Below are 20,526 nucleotides of genomic sequence, written 5' to 3' on the forward strand. Positions count from 1 at the left end.
GCAGGGGCGGGCGACACTGCAGCGGGGGAAGGGAATGATGACACAGACGATGCGTGGACTCGCGGCACTGGTGCTGCTGGCGGTCTCCTCGGTGGCCCTGGCGGCCTCCACCCTGGACGAGCTGGACTTCCGCCAGGGCAGCGGCGGCGAGCTGGAAGTGGACCTGAGCTTCACTGGACCGGTGCCCGAGGTGCGTGGCTACCGGCTCGACGATCCCGCCCGGTTGACCATCGACCTGATGGATACCTCCAGTCGGCTCGATCAGCGTCGTTTCGACCTCGGCATCGGCGGGGTCGAGCAGGTCACCGCCCTGGAGGCCGGCTCCCGGACCCGGCTGGTCTTCGACCTGGCGGGGCCGCTGCCCTACAACACCCGTCAGCAGGGTGACCGGCTGCGGCTCTCCATCGGTGGCGGCGTGGCCACCCCGGTCGCCGAGGCCGCCCCCGAGACCGCCCCGGGCAGCGAATCGCGCCCGGCACCGGCCAGTGTCGGTGGTCCCGGCATCGAGAACATCGACTTCCGCCGCGGCGACGGCGGGGCCGGGCGGCTGATCATCACCTTCGACCGTGCCGGCGTCGACGCGCGGGTGCGCGAAGCCGGCCGCCATCGCATCACCGCCGACCTGCGCGGCGTCGAGCTGCCCGACGCCCTGAACCAGGTCTACGACGTCAGCGACTTCGGTACCCCGCTGCGGCGCATCACGCCGCGGGTCGGCCGCGACGGCGTGACCCTGGACATCGAGGCCAGTAGCGAGTTCGCCATGGTCGCCACCCAGAGCGGCCGCCGGCTGACCATCGAGGCCCAGCCGGTGACCCCGGCGGAGCGCGAGCAGCGCGTCCGCGACCAGTTCGCCTACACCGGCGAGCGCATCACTCTCAACTTCCAGGACATCGAGGTCCGCTCGGTGCTGGCAATCATCGCCGACTTCACCGGTCTCAACCTGGTGGCCAGCGACAGCGTCACCGGGCGCGTGACCCTCAACCTCCAGGACGTGCCCTGGGACCAGGCCCTGGACCTGGTGCTCAAGAGCCATGGCCTGGCCAGCCGCCAGGAGGGCAACGTCATCGTGGTGGCGCCGGCCGCCGAGCTCGCCGACATGGAGCGCCAGGAGCTCGAGGCGCGCAGCCAGATGGAGACCCTGGCGCCGCTGACCTCGGAGTATGTCCAGGTGCGCTATGCCAAGGCGGACGACCTGGCGCAACTGCTGCGCGGCGGTGAGGGGTTCGGCCTGCTCTCGGAGCGTGGCCGGGTGGCCGTGGACCAGCGCACCAACACCCTGCTGATCCAGGACACCGCCGAGCAGATCGACGAGATCCTGCGCACCCTCGACCAGTTGGACGTGGCGGTGCGCCAGGTCCAGATCGAGGCGCGCATCGTCATCGCCCGTGAAGGCGTCACCCGGGAGCTGGGCGTCAACTGGGGGGTTTCCTCGAATCGCGGCAGGGCGGGCGATGGTGGCCCGCGGCAGGGTTTCAATCTGGGTGGCGCCGCCACAGGCGATAACCCCAATCAGGTCTTCTTCGATCCTGTCGCGGATGAACTGGTCCGGATTCCGCGTGGCGGCCTGGCGGTGGATCTTGGCGGCGATGGGCGTGATCCCCTCACCTCCCTGGCCTTCGGTTACCTGTCCGGCGATATCCTGCTCGATCTCGAACTGCGGGCGCTGGAGAGCGAGAACAAGAGCCAGACCATCTCCCAGCCGCGGGTGATCACCGCCAACCAGCGCACTGCGGTGATTAAGCAGGGCCAGGAGATTCCCTTTCAGGAGTCGACCTCCAGCGGGGCGACCAACGTGGAGTTCAAGGACGCGGTGCTGTCGCTGGAGGTGACCCCGCAGATCACCCCGGACAACCGCATCATCATGGACCTGATGATCAACAACGATACCGTCGCCGATCAGGAGTTCGGCGGGGTGCCCGCCATCGACACCAACCAGATCCAGACCCAGGTGTTGGTCAACAACGGCGAGACCGTCGTGTTGGGTGGTATACTCACCACTGAAGAGCTGACCCGGCTGGCCAAGACCCCGTTCTTAGGCGACCTTCCGGTACTGGGGCGGCTTTTCCGATTCAATGAGAGCAGTAACCAGAAAGTGGAGTTGTTGGTCTTCATCACTCCCAGAATCCTGGAGGACGGCCTGGCCATTCGCTGATGCTGGACTTACCCAACCTGATACTGATTGGCCCCATGGGGGCCGGCAAGAGCACCATTGGCCGCCTGCTGGCGGCCGAACTGTCACGCGACTTCCTCGACAGCGATCACGAGATCCAGGCGCGCTGCGGCGCGGACATCCCCTGGATCTTCGACGTCGAGGGCGAGGCGGGATTTCGCGAGCGCGAATCCCAGATGATCGACGAGCTGACCCACCTCGAGGGGGTGGTCATCGCGACCGGGGGGGGCGCGGTGCTGCGCGAGGAGAATCGCCGTGCCCTGCGCGACCGCGGCACCGTGATCTACCTCTTCACCACCGTGGAGCAGCAGCTCAGGCGTACCGCCAAGGACCGCAACCGGCCGTTGCTGCAGCGCGGCGACCGCGAGCAGGTGCTGCGCGAGATGTTCGCCCTGCGCGACCCGCTCTACCGCGCCACCGCCGACATCATCGTACGTACCGACCGCCGCGGTCCGCGGGCCGTGGTCAACGAGATCGTGCGGCGCGTCACGCGCCTGGTCGATCCCCTGCAATGCAAGGCCTGACCCCATGACCGACTCCCCGGACGCCCCGCGCACCCTCCAGGTGGCGCTGGGCGAGCGCAGTTACCCCATCCATATCGGCCCCGGCCTGCTCGGCGACTCCCGATGGCTGGCTCCCTACCTGGCCGGGCGCCAGGTGATGATCGTCACCAACGAGGTGGTGGCGCCGCTCTACCTGGAAGGCGTCAGGCGGGGCCTGCCGGAGGGTCTCGAGGTGCGCGAGCTGGTGCTGCCCGACGGCGAGGCGACCAAGACCCTGGAGAGCGTCAGTCGCATCTGGGACGCCCTGCTCGAGGCCGGCTTCAACCGTCGCTGCACCCTGGTCGCCCTGGGCGGTGGGGTGATCGGCGACATGGTCGGCTTCGCCGCGGCCTGTTACCAGCGCGGCGTGGCCTTCGTCCAGGTGCCGACCACCCTGCTGGCCCAGGTGGACTCCTCGGTAGGCGGCAAGACCGGGGTGAATCACCCGCGTGGCAAGAACATGATCGGCGCCTTCTGGCAGCCCCGGGCGGTGCTGATCGACACCGACACCCTGGCCACCCTGCCGCCGCGGGAGCTCTCGGCCGGGCTCGCCGAGGTGATCAAGTACGGCCTGATCCGCGATGCCGACTTCCTGGCCTGGCTGGAGGCGGAGATGGACGCCCTGCGCGGCCTCGATGCCGCGGCCCTGACCCGCGCCATCGAGCGCAGCTGTGCGCTCAAGGCCGAGATCGTCGCCGAGGACGAGACCGAGCAGGGGGTGAGGGCGCTGCTCAATCTGGGGCACACCTTCGGGCATGCCATCGAGGCGCACCAGGGCTACGGCAAGTGGCTGCACGGCGAGGCGGTGGGGGTCGGCATGCTGATGGCCGCCGAGCTCTCGCAGCGCCTGGGCTGGCTTACCGAGGCCGAGGTGGCGAGGGTGCGCGCCATCCTCGAGGCCGCGGCCCTGCCGCTGGCGGTGCCGGCCGACATGGCGGTCGACGACTTCCTCGCCATCATGCGCCTGGACAAGAAGAACCTCGACAGTCGTCTGCGGCTGATCCTGCTGCGTGCCCTGGGGGATGCCTGCGTGCATGACGAGACGCCCGTCGAGACGCTGACGGCGCTGCTCGCGGAGTTCCCGCGCCGCTGAATCCCGGTGAGACCCCGTGATCGCTTGTCGTCGACGCCCGCCACGTGCGGGCGTCGTCGTCTCTGCGCGGTTTCCAGGGGGTGGCACTGCCCGGCAGCGCGGCGGTCACCCGTCCGGCAATCCCTGGCGATACATCAATCCGTATGCGGTATGCCGGATCGGCATGGGGTTGATGTGGCATTTTAGACTAAAGTCTAATCTCTCGCCCCGTTCGTTTAAAAACCGCTTAAGGGCTTTGCAAGTCGTTGACTTGTTGGGATTTTTTTCCGAAAGGGAGTCGCAAGTTCCGGATTTGCCATCGTTTTTCGAGGTGCGGGAGGGGCGGGATGATTGCGTGGAGGCTACCAGGCTCGCTATCCTTGTTAGCCTTTTTTGCCGCGCAGTCGATGCACTCGATGGTGACAATGATAAAAAGAAAACCAAATAGAATATCACGCATTGGCTGAGAAAGAAACATCCCTATCCGAGGCATGCCCATGAACAGAGGTCTTCACCAGCCCGGCGAGTTCCGTGACAACTGCGGGTTCGGCCTGATCGCCCATATGGAAGGGCAGGCCAGTCACGACCTTCTCAAGACCGCCATCGAATCCCTGACCTGCATGACCCACCGCGGCGGCATCGCCGCCGACGGCAAGACCGGCGACGGCTGCGGCCTGCTGCTGAAGATGCCGGATGCCTTCATGCGCGAGGTGGCACAGGAGTCCCTCGGGGTCGAGCTGGGCAGCCGGTATGCGGTCGGCGCGGTCTTCCTGCCCGACGACGATGCGCGCGAGAGCCGCGGGCGCGAGACCCTGCAGGCCGAGCTCGAGGCCCGTGGCCTGAAGGTGCTGGGCTGGCGCGAGGTGCCGGTGGACCCGAGCGTCTGCGGCCCCATGGCCCTGGACTGCCTGCCGCGCATCCGCCAGCTGTTCGTCGAGCCGGGTGGCGAAGATGCCGGCAACTTCGACGTGGATCTCTACATGGCCCGCCGGCGTGCCGAGCAGGCGCTGCGCGACGACGAGGACTTCTATGTCTGCTCGCTGTCGCCGGAAGTGGTCTCCTACAAGGGGCTGGTGATGCCGGTGGACCTGCCGGCCTTCTACCGCGACCTGGGGGACGAACGCCTGGAGACCGCCATCTGCGTCTTCCACCAGCGCTTCTCCACCAACACCGCGCCGCGCTGGCCGCTGGCCCAGCCGTTCCGCCTGCTGGCCCACAACGGCGAGATCAACACCATCGAGGCCAACCGGGGCTGGGCGAACTCGCGCAAGGAGAACTTCGTCAACGAGCGGCTGCCCGACATCGCCGAGCTCGAGGAGATCGTCAATACCACCGGGTCCGACTCCTCGAGCATGGACAACATGCTCGAGGTGCTGCTGACCGGCGGCATGGAGCTGCACCGTGCCGTGCGCATGATGGTGCCCCCGGCCTGGCAGAACGTCGAGATCATGGACGGCGACCTGCGCGCCTTCTACGAGTACAACTCCATGCACATGGAGCCCTGGGACGGCCCGGCCGGGGTGGTGATGACCGATGGTCGCCAGGCGGTCTGCATGCTCGACCGCAACGGCCTGCGTCCGGCCCGCTGGGTGATCACCCGTAACGGCTACATCACCCTGGCGTCCGAGATCGGCACCTACGACTACAAGCCCGAGGACGTTGTGGCCAAGGGGCGCGTCGGCCCGGGCCAGATACTGGCCGTGGATACCGAGACCGGCGAGGTGCTGCACACCAGCGACATCGACGAACGCCTCAAGTCGGCCTATCCCTACAAGCGCTGGTTGAAGCAGGAAGCCAACTACCTCGAGTCCGCGCTCACCGAACTCGCCAGCTTCCAGACCATGAGCGTCGATGCGCTGAACGTGCAGCAGAAGATGTTCCAGATCAGCTTCGAGGAGCGCGACCAGCTGCTGCGTCCGCTGGCCGAGAGTGGCCAGGAGGCGGTCGGCTCCATGGGCGACGACACCCCCATGGCGGTGCTGTCGGGCAAGCAGCGGCTGCTCACCGACTACTTCCGCCAGAAGTTCGCCCAGGTCACCAACCCGGCCATCGACCCGCTGCGCGAAGCGATCGTGATGTCGCTGGAGACCTGCATCGGGCCCGAGCTCAACGTTTTCCAGGCGACCCCCGGCCACGCCCACCGCATCATCCTGACGACGCCGGTCCTCTCGCCGCGCAAGTTCTCCGCGCTGGTGGACCAGGACGATCCCGCCTTCGCCAGTCATGTCCTGTCGCTCGGCTATGACCCCGAGCAGACTGGCCTCAGGGGAGCGATCGTCGAGCTCTGTCGCCAGGCCGAGGCCGCGGTGCGCGACGGCAAGGTGGTCCTGGTGCTGTCGGATGCCAACCTCGCGCAGGGGCAGCTGCCGATCCACGCCGCCCTGGCCGTCGGTGCCGTGCACCACCACCTGGGTCGCCTGGCGCTGCGCCCGCGGGCCAATCTCGTGGTCGAGACCGGCTATGCCCGCGACGCCCACCAGATGGCGGTGCTGTTCGGGGTGGGCGCCACCGCCGTCTTCCCCTGGCTGGCCTACCAGGTCATGGCCGACATGCACCGCACCGGCGAGCTGGTCGGCAACCCGGCCGATGCCCGCGAGAATTACCGCAAGGGGTTGCAGAAGGGGCTGTTCAAGATCCTCTCCAAGATGGGCATCTCGACCCTGGCCTCCTATCGCGGCTCCCAGCTGTTCGAGGCCGTGGGCCTTGCCTCCGAGGTGATGGAGCTGTGCTTCACCGGCATGGCCTCGCGCATCGAGGGCACCGGCTTCGCCGAGCTGCAGCTGCAGCAGGAGTGGCTCGCCCGCGATGCCTGGATTCCCCGCAAGGGCATCTCCCAGGGCGGCCTGGTCAAGTACGTGCACGGCCATGAGTACCACGCCTACAACCCGGACGTGGTGATGGCCCTGCAGCAGGCCGTGCAGGAGGGCGACTACGCCAAGTGGAAGAAATTCGCGGCGCTGGTCAACGAGCGGGCGCCGGCCACCATTCGTGACCTGCTCAGGCTCAAGCCGGCCGCCGAGGCGGTGCCGCTCGACGAGGTCGAGGCGATCGAGGAGCTGATCCCGCGCTTCGACAGCGCCGGCATGTCGCTGGGCGCATTGTCGCCGGAGGCCCACGAGGCCCTGGCCCAGGCCATGAACGAGGCCGGCGGTCGCTCGAATTCCGGCGAGGGCGGCGAGGATCCGGCCCGCTACGGCACCGTTCGCTCCTCCAAGATCAAGCAGATCGCCTCGGGGCGCTTCGGCGTCACCCCGGCCTACCTGGTCAACGCCGAGGTGCTGCAGATCAAGGTGGCCCAGGGCGCCAAGCCCGGCGAGGGCGGCCAGCTGCCCGGCGGCAAGGTCAATGACCTGATCGCCCGGCTGCGCTACTCGGTGCCCGGCGTGACCCTGATCTCGCCGCCGCCGCACCACGACATCTACTCCATCGAGGACCTGGCGCAGCTGATCTTCGACCTCAAGCAGGTCAATCCGGATGCCCAGGTGTCGGTGAAGCTGGTTTCCGAGCCCGGCATCGGCACCATCGCCACCGGCGTGGCCAAGGCCTATGCCGACCTGATCACCGTCTCCGGTTATGACGGCGGCACCGCGGCGAGCCCCTTGACCTCGATCAAGCATGCCGGTTCTCCCTGGGAGCTGGGCCTGCCCGAGGTACACCAGGCGCTGCGCATCAACGGCCTGCGCGACAAGATTCGCCTGCAGACCGACGGTGGCCTGAAGACCGGCCTCGACGTGGTCAAGGCGGCGATCCTCGGCGCCGAGAGCTTCGGCTTCGGCACCGCGCCCATGGTGGCGCTGGGCTGCAAGTACCTGCGCATCTGTCACCTCAACAACTGCGCCACCGGCGTCGCTACCCAGCACGACTACCTGCGCGACGAGCACTTCCGCGGCACCGTCGACATGGTCAAGCACTACTTCCGCTTCATCGCCGAGGAGGTGCGCGAGCTGATGGCCATGCTGGGGGTGAGGAGGCTCACCGACCTGATCGGGCGCACCGACCTGCTCGAGGTGCTCGAGGGCATCACGCCGTCGCAGCGCAACCTCGACCTGACGCCGCTGCTCGCCAACGACTTCGTGCCCGAGGACGCCCCGCAGTTCTGTCGGGTCAGTCGCAATGTGCCCCATGACCCGGGTGCCAAGAACCAGGAGGTGCTCGAGGCGCTCAAGGATGCCATCGAGTCGAAGTCCGGTGGCGAGTTCGAGTTCACCATCACCAACTGCGACCGCTCCGTGGCGGCGCTGACCTCCGGCGCCATCGCCAAGCGCTATGGCGAGGAGGGGCTCGAGGACGCGCCGATCACCGCGCGCTTCAAGGGCGTGGCCGGCCAGAGCTTCGGCGTGTGGAACGCCCGCGGCCTGCACCTCTACCTGGAGGGCGATGCCAACGACTACGTCGGCAAGGGCATGAACGGCGGCAAGGTGGTGATCGTGCCGCCGGCGGGCAGTCGGTTCGAGAGCCACCGGACGGCGATCATCGGCAACACCTGCCTGTATGGCGCCACCGGCGGCAAGCTGTTCGCCGCGGGCACCGCCGGCGAGCGCTTCGGGGTGCGCAACTCCGGCGTCCATGCGGTGATCGAAGGAGCCGGAGACCACTGCTGCGAGTACATGACCGGGGGCATGATCTGCGTGCTCGGCGAGACCGGGGTCAACTTCGGTGCCGGCATGACCGGTGGCTTCGCCTACGTGCTCGACGAGGACCGCGCCTTCGTCGACAAGTACAACCATGAACTGGTGGAGATCCACCGAGTGAACACCGAGGCCATGGAGGCCTACCGGCGTCACCTGCGGGAGGTCGTCGAGGAGTTCGTCGCCGAGACCGGCTCTGCCCGGGGCCAGGCGATCCTCGAGGACTTCAGCGACTTCATTCGCCACTTCTGGCTGGTGAAGCCCAAGGCAGCGAGCCTCAATGGCCTGCTCGCTGAATCCCGTCGGCGTCCCGAGTAAGCCAGGCAGAGAGGAGCAGAGACCATGGCAAACCGTCTGAGCAACGATTTCCAGTTCATCGACGTGGGTCGCCAGGACCCGAAGAAGAAGGAAGCGCGGACCCGCTCGCGGGAGTTCGCCGAGATCTACGAGCCCTACAAGCCCCAGGAGGCGGCCAGCCAGGCGCATCGCTGCCTGCACTGCGGCAACCCCTACTGCGAGTGGAAGTGCCCGGTTCACAACTACATTCCCAACTGGCTGCAGCTGGTATCCGAGGGCAACATCCTCGAGGCCGCCGAGCTGTCGCACAAGACCAATACCCTGCCCGAGGTGTGCGGCCGGGTCTGTCCCCAGGACCGCCTGTGCGAGGGGGACTGCACCCTCAACGACGGCTTCGGGGCGGTGACCATCGGTTCGGTGGAGAAGTACATCACCGATACCGCCTTCGCCATGGGCTGGCGCCCGGACATGTCCAAGGTGACCTGGACCGACCGCAAGGTGGCGGTGATCGGGGCCGGCCCGGCGGGGCTCGGCTGCGCCGACATCCTGGTGCGCAACGGCGTCAAGCCGGTGGTGTTCGACAAGTACCCGGAGATCGGGGGCCTGCTGACCTTCGGCATCCCCGAGTTCAAGCTCGAGAAGAACGTCATGGAGCGCCGCCGGGCGGTGTTCGAGGAGATGGGCGTGGAGTTCTGTCTCGGCGTCGAGATCGGCCGCGACATCGCCTTCGACACCCTGCTCGAGGAGTATGACGCGGTCTTCCTCGGCATGGGTACCTACAAGTACATGGAGGGGGGCTTCCCGGGCGAGGACCTGCCGGGGGTGCACAAGGCGCTCGATTTCCTGATCGCCAACGTCAACCATTGCCTGGGCTTCGAGAAGGACCCCCGCGACTACATCACCTTCGAGGATCAGCGGGTGGTGGTGCTGGGTGGCGGCGACACCGCCATGGACTGCAACCGCACCTCGATCCGCCAGGGCGCGGCGAGCGTGACCTGTGCCTATCGTCGCGACGAGGAGAACATGCCGGGCTCGCGTCGCGAGGTGGCCAACGCCCGCGAGGAGGGCGTCGAGTTCCTGTTCAACCGCCAGCCGGTCGCGGTGGTGGGCGAGGGCAAGGTCGAGGGCGTCAAGGTAGTGCGCACCCGCCTGGGCGAGCCCGACGAGAACGGCCGCCAGCGCCCCGAGGTGGTGCCGGGCTCCGAGGAGATCGTCCCCGCCGATGCCGTGGTCATCGCCTTCGGCTTCCAGCCGAGCCCGGCGCCCTGGTTCGAGACCGTGGGCATCGAGCTCGACGAGCGCGGCCGGGTCAAGGCGCCGGAAGAGGGCGCCTATGCCTTCCAGACCACCAACGAGAAGATCTTCGCCGGTGGCGACATGGTGCGCGGCTCCGACCTGGTGGTCACCGCCATCTACGAGGGCCGCCAGGCCGGCGAGGGCATCCTCGACTACCTGGGGGTGTAAGCCACGAGCCGCGGGCTTCGGGCCTCGGGCAGGGCGGAGGTACCATCCTGCTCGAAGCTCGAAGCTCGAAGCTCGAAGCTCGAAGCTCGAAGCTCGAAGCTCGAAGCTCGAAGCTCGAGCGCGATGGCTCCACCAAGGGTGAGCGGCGCCGGGGACGGGTCGGAGCGGAGGTCATTCTTCATGGATGAAGAATGTAGCGCCCAGGGAGGGGTTCACAGCGCCTCCGCGAAGACCTGTCGCCGGAACAGCCGCGGGTGCTGGCCACCGGAGCAGCGCTGGCAGACTCGCGACGCACAAGGACGAAACCCTGACATCTCGCTTGCGACTTGCGCGTCGGGCCGGAACAAGGTCCCTCTTGCCGGCCCTCGATCGACATCCCTGTCGATCGCCGCTAGTCGCTTCGCTCTCTGTCAGCGTCCTTGCAAAGTCGCTTCTCTAGCCAGCCCTGCTCCTGTATGGCCTCCTCTGGCCTGGCCAAAATTGAGCCATTGGTCGTATTCTGCTAGTCTGTCGTCCCATCCCGGCGCGGTTTCCTGCCACGCCTCATGATCACGATTCGACAGGTTCTCCATGACACGATATATCTTCGTGACCGGCGGCGTTGTGTCCTCACTCGGCAAGGGCATCGCGTCGGCCTCGCTGGCGGCGATTCTCGAGGCGCGCGGCCTCAAGGTCACCATGCTCAAGCTGGATCCGTACATCAACGTCGATCCCGGCACCATGAGCCCCTTCCAGCACGGCGAGGTGTTCGTCACCGAGGATGGCGCCGAGACCGACCTCGACCTCGGTCACTACGAGCGCTTCATCCGCACGAAGATGACCCAGGGCAACAACTTCACCACCGGGCGTGTCTACGAGCACGTGCTGCGTCGCGAGCGCCGCGGCGACTACCTGGGCGGCACCGTGCAGGTGATCCCCCACATCACCGACGAGATCAAGCGCCGTGTCTATGCCGGCGGCGAGGGCTTCGACGTGGCACTCGTCGAGATCGGCGGCACCGTCGGCGACATCGAGTCGCTGCCCTTCCTGGAGTCGATCCGCCAGATCAGAAGCGAGCTGGGTGCGAGCCGGGCGATCTTCATGCACCTTACGTTAGTGCCTTATATAAAGACGGCGGGGGAGACCAAGACCAAGCCGACCCAGCACAGCGTCAAGGAGCTGCGCTCCATCGGTATCCAGCCCGATATCCTGATCTGCCGCAGCGAGGTCGAGCTCGAGGAAGCCGAGCGCCGCAAGATCGCGCTGTTCACCAACGTGGAAGAGCGCGCGGTCATCCCGCTGCAGGATGCCGACACCATCTACCGCATCCCGCTGATGCTCCACGAGCACGGCCTCGACGAGATCGTCTGCGACAAGTTGCGCCTCACGGCCGACGAGGCCGACCTCGGCGAGTGGGTGCACGTCCTCGACGCCAAGCTCAACCCGCTCAAGTCGATCAACATCGCCATGGTCGGCAAGTACATGGAGCTGCTCGACGCCTACAAGTCGCTCAACGAGGCGTTGATCCACGCCGGTATCCAGACCCGGGTGAAGGTCAACGTCGACTACATCGACTCCGAGGACATCGAGCGCCACGGCACCGAGCGCCTGGCCGGCAAGGACGCGATCCTGGTCCCCGGCGGTTTCGGCGAGCGCGGGGTGGAAGGCAAGATCGCCACCGCCCGCTATGCCCGCGAGAGCGGCACTCCCTACCTCGGCATCTGCCTCGGCATGCAGGTGGCGGTGATCGAGTTCGCCCGGAACAAGGCCGGCTGGGCAGACGCCAACTCCACCGAATTCACCCACGACACCCAGCATCCGGTGGTGGGCCTGATCACCGAGTGGATCAACGCCGAGGGCAAGATCGAGCTGCGCGATGCGGGCTCCGACCTGGGCGGCACCATGCGTCTGGGCGGCCAGATCTGTCACCTCGCGGCCGGCACCCGGGCCCGCGAGGCCTATGGCGCCGACGAGATCGTCGAGCGTCACCGTCATCGCTTCGAGGTCAACAACCAGTTCGTCGAGGCGCTGGAGAAGGCCGGCCTGGTGGTCTCCGGCAAGAGCGTCGACAATTCCCTGGTGGAGATGGTCGAGTTGCCGGACCACCCCTGGTTCGTGGCCTGCCAGTTCCACCCGGAGTTCACCTCCACGCCCCGTGACGGCCATCCGCTGTTCACCGGCTTCGTCAATGCGGCGCTGGAGCACAAGGCGGCACGTACCCGTGTCCAGCCCTCGCACCAGGAGTGAGGCCCATGTCTGTCATGACCGCGTCCAGATCCGAACGTCACATCGACTTTGCCGGCCTCACCGCCGGCAATTCCTTGCCGCTCATGCTGTTCGGCGGCATGAACGTGCTCGAGTCCCGGGAGCTCGCCCTCGAGGTCGCCGGGGCCTATGTCGAGGTCACCGGCCGGCTCGGCATGCCCTACGTGTTCAAGGCCAGCTTCGACAAGGCCAACCGCAGTTCGATCCACTCCTTCCGCGGCCCGGGGCTGGAGAAGGGGCTGGAGATCCTGGCCGAGGTGAAGGCGCGCTTCGAGGTGCCGGTGATCACCGACGTACACGAGCCCTGGCAGGCCGCCCCGGCGGCGGAGGTCGCCGACATCATCCAGTTGCCGGCCTTCCTGGCCCGCCAGACCGACCTGGTGGTGGCCATGGCCGAGACCGGGGCGGTGATCAACATCAAGAAACCGCAGTTCCTGGCGCCCCACGAGATGCGCCACATCATCCGCAAGTGCGAGGAGGCCGGCAATGACCGCCTGATCCTCTGCGAGCGGGGTTCGAGCTTCGGCTACAACAACCTGGTGGTCGACATGCTCGGCTTCGGTGACATGAAGCAGACCGGCTATCCGCTGTTCTTCGACGTCACCCACTCGCTGCAACGCCCCGGCGGGCGGGCGGACAGCGCCGACGGCCGTCGCGCCCAGGTCGCCGAGCTGGCCCGTGCCGGTGTCGCCGTGGGGCTGGCCGGGCTTTTCCTGGAGGCCCATCCGGACCCCGACAACGCCAAGTGCGACGGCCCCTGTGCGTTGCCGCTGGACAGGCTCGAGCCCTTCCTCACCCAGCTCAAGGCCATCGATGACCTGGTGAAGGGGTTCGCGCCGCTCGAGATCCAATAACACGCTTCTTCACGCTGACACGACAAAAGGAAAACGCATATGACCAAGATCGTCGACATTCACGCCCTCGAGGTGCTCGATTCCCGCGGCAATCCCACCGTGCAGGCCGAAGTGCGCCTGGAGAGTGGCGCGGCGGGCGTGGCCTGCGCGCCGAGCGGCGCCTCCACCGGCTCCCGCGAGGCGCTCGAGCTGCGCGACGGCGACAAGGCGCGCTATCTCGGCAAGGGGGTACTCAAGGCCGTCGAGGCGGTCAATGGTCCCATCCGTGAGCGTCTACTGGGCATCGACGCCCGTGACCAGCGCGGCCTCGACGACGCCATGCTCGAGCTCGACGGTACCGACAACAAGGCCAAGCTGGGCGCCAACGCCATCCTCGCGGTGTCCCTGGCCGCCGCCAAGGCCGCCGCCAACGCCAAGGGCATGCCGCTCTACGCCCACATCGCCGAGCTCTACGGCCAGCCGGGCCGGTACCAGATGCCGCTGCCGATGATGAACATCCTCAACGGCGGCGAGCATGCCGACAACAACGTCGATATCCAGGAGTTCATGGTTCAGCCGGTCGGCGCGCCGAACTTCCGCGAAGGCCTGCGCATGGGTGCCGAGATCTTCCACGCCCTGAAGAAGGTGTTGTCGGCCAAGGGCCTGGCCACCTCGGTGGGCGACGAGGGCGGCTTCGCGCCGAACCTGGCCTCCAACGCCGAGGCGCTGGCGGTCATCAAGCAGGCGGTGGCCGATGCCGGCTACGAGCTCGGCCGCGACGTGACCCTGGCGCTCGACTGCGCCTCCTCCGAGTTCTACAAGGATGGCAAGTACAACCTGTCCGGTGAAGGCAAGTCCTTCGATGCGGCAGGCTTCGTCGACTACCTGGCCGAGCTGTGCGACGACTATCCCATCGTCTCCATCGAGGACGGCATGGACGAGTCCGACTGGGGCGGCTGGAAGGCGCTGACCGACAAGCTCGGCGACCGCGTGCAACTGGTCGGCGACGACCTCTTCGTGACCAATACGAAGATCCTCAAGCGCGGTATCGACGAGCAGATCGGCAACTCCATCCTGATCAAGTTCAACCAGATCGGCTCGCTCTCCGAGACCCTGGACGCCATCAAGATGGCCCAGGATGCCGGCTTCACCGCGGTGATCTCCCACCGCAGCGGCGAGACCGAGGACACCACCATCGCCGACCTCGCCGTGGGCACCAGTGCCGGCCAGATCAAGACCGGTTCGCTGAGCCGTTCCGATCGTGTCGCCAAGTACAACCGCCTGCTGGTGATCGAGCAGGAATTGGGCGACCGGGTGAGCTACCCGGGGCGTGCGGCCGTCAAGGGGCAGTAATCGAACGCTGTTGTCTTTTGCCTGATCTTTTGTAGGAAATTGCCTACATAGAGCCGAAGAGATTCGCTCGTCACGCCTGTCGAAGACCGATACCTTCCGGTGTCGGTCTTTTTATGTTGTTGATTTTATTGGATTGATTTGGCCTCATCCGAGCCGGCTTGCGCTGGCTCGCGAAAGATGCGCGGCCGGGGGAGGGTTGTGCTGCAGCGCAGGGCTGCCACAATGGTCATGGGACAAGGGAGAACGGCAAGGTTCTCTCGGCAGGATGCAACGGGATGCAAGTGTGGTGCGCCTGGTGCGACAGGAAGCCGCTTCCGGGCAGGGAAGGCGCCACAGGAGTCGGGCGGAGGGAGCCGCCCAAGGATTGGCTGGGAGCGGGCGGCCTGCGGGCCGCCTTTTTGCCTGGTGTTCTCCTTCTTCGCTCAAGGCAGAAACGACGCCGCCGAATGTCGCGAGACATTCGGCGGCGTCGTTTGCGTGCCAGGTGACCGGGATCAGCGTTCGAGCTGCTCGAGCTTGTCCGGCTTGCCGTCCCACTCCTCGGCGTCGGGCAGCGGGTCCTTCTTCTCGGTGATGTTCGGCCACACCTCCGCCAGCTCGGCGTTGATCTCGATGAACGGCTCCTGGCCCTCGGGCAGCTCGTCCTCCGAGAAGATCGCCTCGGCGGGGCATTCGGGCTCGCACAGGGCGCAATCGATGCACTCGTCGGGGTGGATCACCAGGAAGTTGGGGCCTTCATAGAAGCAGTCCACCGGGCAGACCTCGACACAGTCGGTGTACTTGCACTTGATGCAGTTCTCGGTGACGACGAATGTCATGTCAGTCTCCCTCCCTCGGGCCGGGGTCGCCCGCGGCCGGTAATGAGTAACTCAGGAATGGTTATAAGAGAAGTGGTTCTTATAATCCTGATAATTTGATCGGGCCATTCTAGTCGTGGCGCGGGCTTTCCCGCAAGCGTGCCCCGCTGCCATTGTCGGTCATTCATACCGTCCCCTTCCAGCGATAGAGCAGCTCCAGCGCCTGCCGTGGCGTCAGGTCGTCCACGGCCAGGGCGCCGAGCTCCTCCACCAGCGGGTGGGGAGCGCTGGCGAAGAGGTCGGTCTGCTGCGGTACGCCGGGCCCGTCCGTTGCGGAGGCGAGCTGGCGGCTGCCCTGGTCGATCTCCTGCTGCTCGAGCAGGCTGAGCTTCTCCCGGGCGCGGGCGATCACCGCGGGGGGGACGCCGGCGAGTTGCGCCACCTGCAGGCCGTAACTCTGGCTGGCCGGTCCCTCTTCCACCCGGTGCATGAAGACGATGCCATCCCTGTGTTCCGCCGCCGTCAGGTGCACGTTGGCCACGCTCCCGGCCTGGTCGGCCAGCGCCGTCATCTCGAAGTAGTGGGTGGCGAACAGCGTGAAGGCCCGCGAGCGGGTCAGGTGCTCGGCGCTGGCCCAGGCCAGCGACAGGCCATCGAAGGTGCTGGTGCCGCGACCGATCTCGTCCATCAGCACCAGGCTGTGGTCGGTGGCGTTGTGCAGGATGCTGGCGGTCTCGGTCATCTCCACCATGAAGGTGGAGCGCCCGCCGGCGAGGTCGTCGGAGGAGCCGATGCGGGTGAAGATGCGATCGACCGGGCCGATCTCCGCCGCGTCCGCCGGCACGAAGCTGCCGGTGTGGGCGAGCAGGGTGATCAGCGCGGCCTGGCGCATGTAGGTGGACTTGCCGCCCATGTTGGGCCCGGTGATGACCAGCATCCGCCGCGTGTCATCCATCACCAGGTCGTTGGGCACGAAGGGCGTCTCGCTGACCTGCTCCACCACCGGATGACGGCCGCCGCGAATGCTGATGCCGGGGGGCTCGAGCAGTTGGGGGCGCGAGAAGTCCAGCGCCTGGGCGCGTTCGGCGAAGGCGCACAGCACGTCCAGCGCCGCCAGGGCGCGGCCGGTGGCCTGCAGCGCATCGAGGTCGGCGTTGAGGGTGTCGAGCAGGCCGTCGTAGAGCAGCTTCTCCCGGGCCAGGGCGCGGGACTTCGCCGACAGCGCCTTGTCCTCGAACTCCTTGAGCTCGGGGATGATGAAGCGCTCGGCGTTCTTCAGGGTCTGGCGGCGGACATAGTCCGCCGGGGCGTCGCGGGCCTGGGCGCGGGGAATCTCGATGTAGTAGCCATGGACCCGGTTGTAGCCGACCTTGAGCCCGGGCAGGCCGGTGCGTTCCCGCTCGCGGGTCTCGAGCCGGACCAGGTAGTCGCCGGCGTGCTCGGCGAGCCCGCGGTGCTCGTCGAGCTCGGCGTCGAAGCCCTCGGCGATCACCCCGCCGTCGCGGATGACCACCGGTGGGTTCTCGACCAGGGCGCGGGTCAGGGTGTCGGCCAGCGCGGGGTAGGGGCGAATGTGCCGGCGCAGCTCGTCGAGGGCCGTGCCCTCGCTGTAGACGGCGAGTTCCCGCTCCAGCCCGGGCAGGGCCGCGAGGGCGTCGCGCAACCGGGCGAGATCCCGCGGGCGGGCGCTGTAGAGCGCGACCCGCGCCAGGATGCGCTCCATGTCGCCGATCGCCTTGAGTGCCTCGCGCAGCGCCACGAAGCCCTCGACGTCGAGCAGCAGGGCCACCGCCGCCTGGCGCGCCGCGACCTGGTCGCGGTCACGCAGCGGCCGGTTGAGCCAGCGCTTGAGCAGCCGCGAGCCCATGGCGGTGGCGGTGGTATCGAGCACGCTGGCCAGGGTGTTGTCGGCGGTGCCGCCGAGGTTGGTGTCGATCTCCAGGTTGCGGCGGCTGGCGGCATCGATCACCACGGCATCGTCGCGGCTCTCCACGCCGATGGCGGTGACATGGGGCAGTCGCGAGCGCTGGGTGTCGCGGGCGTAGTCGATCAGCACCCCGGCGGCGGTCAGTGCCGCTTCCAGGTGGGCACAGCCGAAGCCGCGCAGGTCCTGGACCTGGAACTGGTCGCATAGGGTGCGGCTGGCGCTCTCCAGGTCGAACAGCCAGTCGCTCTGGCGACGCAGGCCGCGGCGCCCGTCGAGGCCCGGCGGCAGCGCCAGGCCCTCGGGGACCAGCAGCTCGGCCGGGTCCAGGCGCTGGAGCTCGGCCAGCATCTCGCCCTCGCCCTCGACTTCCAGCACGCTGAAGCGGCCGCTGGAGAGCTCCAGCCAGGCCAGCCCCCAGCATTCGCCTCGCGGATGCAGGGCGACCAGCAGGTTGTCGCGGCGGGCGTCGAGCAGCGCCTCGTCGTAGAGGGTCCCCGGGGTGACGATGCGCACCACGCGGCGCTCCACCGGTCCCTTGCTGGTCGCCGGATCGCCGATCTGCTCGCAGATCGCCACCGACTCGCCGGCGGCCACCAGGCGGGCCAGGTAGCCTTCGGCGCTGTGGTAGGGGACCCCGGCCATGGGAATCGGCTTGCCGGCGGACTGGCCGCGCTGGGTCAGGGTGATGTCGAGCAGGGACGCGGCGCGCCTGGCGTCGTCGAAGAACAGCTCGTAGAAGTCGCCCATGCGGTAGAAGAGCAGCACGTCCGGATGCTCGCGCTTGATCTTGAGGTACTGGGCCATCATCGGCGTATGCTGGGCGCTGGCCTGGGACATGGGGTTCCTGTGATACTCCGTCGGGTTCCGTGGGGCCGCGGCAGCGTGGTGTGCCGCGGCCTGCATGTCGCGAACAAAGGCAGTATTGTACGGAAAAGTCGACGCAAATTCCTTCAGGAGCGATGCGATGTCCCACAGTGCCGCTAGCCTGGCCAATCTCGACCTGACGCTGCTCGCCGAACGCCTGGGGCGGGCCTGCCGCGAGCGTGGCGTGACGGTGACGGCCGCCGAATCCTGCACCGGCGGCGGGGTGGCCAGCGCCATCACCGCGGTGGCCGGCAGCTCCGACTGGTTCGAGACCGGCTATGTGACCTATGCCAACGGCGCCAAGACCCGCCTGCTGGGGGTCCCGGAAGCGACCCTCACGGAGCACGGCGCGGTCAGTCGCGAGGTGGTCGAGGCCATGGTCGCCGGCGCCTGCCGCGACAGCGGCGCGGACCTCGGCGTGGCGATCAGCGGGGTGGCCGGCCCGGGGGGCGGCAGCCCCGAGAAGCCGGTGGGCACCGTCTGGCTGGCCTGGGGCGACGGCGAGCACCAGCAGGCGGTCCGTCGCCACTTTCCCGGCGATCGTCGCGCGGTGCGCGAGCAGGCGGTGCGCGAGGCCCTGGTCGGGCTGATCCGGCAGCTGGAGCGCGACTGACGCGCCCCCGTCGCCGATGCTGGCCGAGCGAGGTTTTTTTCGCCATACTACTGTGCAGTCATACAGTACCCAATCCATTTCTCTCGTTTCATTCCATTGCCAGGAGACCCGTGATGGCTCAGGACGACAACCGTTCCAAGGCGCTGAATGCTGCGCTTTCCCAGATCGATCGCCAGTTCGGCAAGGGCACCGTGATGCGCCTCGGCGATGCCCCGCGGGTGGTCATGCCGTCGGTGTCCACCGGCTCGCTCGGGCTCGATATCGCGCTCGGCATCGGCGGTCTGCCGCTGGGTCGGGTGGTGGAGATCTTCGGGCCGGAGTCCTCGGGCAAGACGACGCTGACCCTGTCGGTGATCGCCCAGGCCCAGAAGCAGGGCAAGACCTGCGCCTTCATCGATGCCGAGCACGCCCTGGACCCCAGCTATGCCGAGAAGCTCGGCGTCAACCTCGACGACCTGCTGGTCTCCCAGCCAGACACCGGCGAGCAGGCCCTCGAGATCTGCGACATGCTGGTGCGCTCCGGCGGCGTCGACGTGATCATCATCGACTCGGTGGCCGCGCTCACCCCGCGGGCCGAGATCGAGGGCGAGATGGGCGACTCCCACGTCGGCCTGCAGGCGCGCCTGATGTCCCAGGCGCTGCGCAAGATCACCGGCAACATCAAGAACGCCAACTGCATGGTGGTGTTCATCAACCAGATCCGCATGAAGATCGGCGTGATGTTCGGCAGCCCCGAGACCACTACCGGGGGCAATGCGCTGAAGTTCTACGCCAGCGTGCGTCTCGATATCCGCCGCACCGGCTCGGTCAAGCAGGGCGACGAGGTGACCGGCAACGAGACGCGGGTCAAGGTGGTCAAGAACAAGGTGGCGCCGCCGTTCCGCCAGGCCGAGTTCCAGATCCTCTACGGCAAGGGCATCTACCATGCCGGCGAGGTGATCGACCTGGGCGTGCAGTGCAAGCTGGTCGACAAGGCCGGCGCCTGGTACAGCTACCAGGGCAACAAGATCGGCCAGGGCAAGGCCAATGCCGCCCAGTTCCTCGAGGACAACCCGGCCATCATGGAGGAGATCGAGAGCCAGATCCGCGCCCAGCTGCTCGCCGCACCGGAGCCGAAGAAGGAGGAGGCCGAGGTGGCGGTGGCCGGCGCCGAGGCGCGCGAGGACGACCTGCTCTAAACGATGCCCGACCAGCCAGCCCCCGGTCGCGACGCGACCCCCCGGGACGATGCCATCCGCCTGCTGGCGCGGCGCGAGTACTCTCGCGCCGAGCTGCTCGAGCGGTTGTCTGCCCGCGGCCATGAAGCGGCCGACATCCAGGCCTGCCTCGACGCCCTGGCCGAGCAGGGGCTGCAGTCCGACGCCCGCTTCGCCGAGAGCTTCCTGCGCTCGCGGATCGCTCGAGGGCAGGGTCCGCTGAAGATCCGCGCCGAGCTCGAGCGGCGCGGCATCGATCGCGAGCGGATCCGTGACGCCTTCGCCGAACTCGAGGGCCAGGGCGAGGCCGACTGGTTCGCCCTGGCCTGCGATGCCCTGGCGCGGCGCTTCACCGGCCCCGGCGACACCCCTCGCGAGCGTGCCCGCCGCGAGCGCTTCCTGGCCGGCCGCGGGTTCGCGTTCGACCAGCTGCGCCACGCCCTGGCCCACGCCTGGGACGAAGCGCCTGAACAGGGCTAGTCTAGCCGCGGGGCGCCGGGGGCGGGCCTGCCCCCGGGGTAGCCCC

Annotated in this window: 13 protein-coding genes; 11 read left to right on the forward strand and 2 right to left on the reverse strand. The window is 67.6% G+C overall.

What is annotated here, in order from left to right; translation table 11 throughout:
• The first annotated feature begins 37 nt into the window (after positions 1-37).
• The 8 genes from MKP05_RS02465 (at position 38) to eno (ending at position 14,603) form a co-directional block, all read left to right on the forward strand.
• Positions 38-2,152 (forward strand): type IV pilus secretin PilQ, encoded by a 2,115-nt coding sequence (locus MKP05_RS02465; RefSeq protein ID WP_240566866.1) that lies wholly within the window; start codon positions 38-40, stop codon positions 2,150-2,152.
• The gene (gene aroK, locus MKP05_RS02470; protein WP_110283002.1) at positions 2,152-2,694 is read left to right on the forward strand and encodes a shikimate kinase AroK; all 543 of its coding nucleotides are present in this window, start codon (positions 2,152-2,154) and stop codon (positions 2,692-2,694) included. Before MKP05_RS02465 ends, aroK begins: the two co-directional genes overlap by 1 nt.
• A gap of 4 nt (positions 2,695-2,698) precedes the next feature.
• Entirely contained in the window at positions 2,699-3,805 is a 1,107-nt protein-coding gene (gene aroB / locus MKP05_RS02475) for a 3-dehydroquinate synthase (protein WP_240566867.1), read from the forward strand.
• Between the two features lie 476 nt (positions 3,806-4,281).
• Positions 4,282-8,730: a glutamate synthase large subunit gene (gene gltB, locus MKP05_RS02480; RefSeq protein ID WP_240566868.1), complete on the forward strand. Its 4,449-nt coding sequence runs from the start codon at positions 4,282-4,284 to the stop codon at positions 8,728-8,730.
• A gap of 24 nt (positions 8,731-8,754) precedes the next feature.
• A complete protein-coding gene (locus tag MKP05_RS02485) occupies positions 8,755-10,173 on the forward strand; it encodes an FAD-dependent oxidoreductase (RefSeq protein ID WP_240566869.1) in 1,419 nt (472 codons plus the stop codon).
• A gap of 570 nt (positions 10,174-10,743) precedes the next feature.
• Entirely contained in the window at positions 10,744-12,399 is a 1,656-nt protein-coding gene (pyrG, locus tag MKP05_RS02490; protein ID WP_240566870.1) for a CTP synthase, read from the forward strand.
• 14 nt (positions 12,400-12,413) lie between these two features.
• Positions 12,414-13,271, forward strand: coding sequence for a 3-deoxy-8-phosphooctulonate synthase (gene kdsA / locus MKP05_RS02495; RefSeq protein ID WP_110283456.1), 858 nt, complete (start codon positions 12,414-12,416; stop codon positions 13,269-13,271).
• A gap of 39 nt (positions 13,272-13,310) precedes the next feature.
• On the forward strand, positions 13,311-14,603 hold the full coding sequence (eno, locus tag MKP05_RS02500) for a phosphopyruvate hydratase (RefSeq protein ID WP_240566871.1): 1,293 nt from the start codon (positions 13,311-13,313) through the stop codon (positions 14,601-14,603).
• Between the two features lie 494 nt (positions 14,604-15,097).
• On the opposite strand, the gene fdxA is transcribed toward eno, so the two are convergent.
• Both fdxA and mutS read right to left on the reverse strand, forming a co-directional pair.
• Positions 15,098-15,421, reverse strand: a complete 324-nt coding sequence (fdxA, locus tag MKP05_RS02505; RefSeq protein ID WP_110283008.1) for a ferredoxin FdxA — start codon at positions 15,419-15,421, stop codon at positions 15,098-15,100.
• Positions 15,422-15,584: 163 nt separating this feature from the next.
• Complete coding sequence (gene mutS / locus MKP05_RS02510; RefSeq protein ID WP_240566872.1) at positions 15,585-18,164, reverse strand: DNA mismatch repair protein MutS; 2,580 nt, start codon at positions 18,162-18,164, stop codon at positions 15,585-15,587.
• A gap of 127 nt (positions 18,165-18,291) precedes the next feature.
• Between mutS and MKP05_RS02515 the strand changes: the two genes are divergently transcribed.
• The 3 genes from MKP05_RS02515 to MKP05_RS02525 all read left to right on the forward strand — a co-directional run bounded on the left by MKP05_RS02515 (position 18,292) and on the right by MKP05_RS02525 (position 20,480).
• Positions 18,292-18,804 carry a CinA family protein gene (locus MKP05_RS02515; protein WP_240566873.1) on the forward strand — a complete coding sequence of 171 codons (513 nt, stop codon included), beginning with the start codon at positions 18,292-18,294 and terminating at the stop codon, positions 18,802-18,804.
• Between the two features lie 113 nt (positions 18,805-18,917).
• Positions 18,918-19,982, forward strand: coding sequence for a recombinase RecA (gene recA, locus MKP05_RS02520; RefSeq protein ID WP_110283011.1), 1,065 nt, complete (start codon positions 18,918-18,920; stop codon positions 19,980-19,982).
• A gap of 3 nt (positions 19,983-19,985) precedes the next feature.
• On the forward strand, positions 19,986-20,480 hold the full coding sequence (locus MKP05_RS02525) for a regulatory protein RecX (protein ID WP_240566874.1): 495 nt from the start codon (positions 19,986-19,988) through the stop codon (positions 20,478-20,480).
• The last annotated feature ends 46 nt before the right edge of the window (positions 20,481-20,526 follow it).

The organism is Halomonas flagellata (genome assembly GCF_022487945.1).
GTDB classification, from domain to species: Bacteria; Pseudomonadota; Gammaproteobacteria; order Pseudomonadales; family Halomonadaceae; genus Halomonas; species Halomonas flagellata.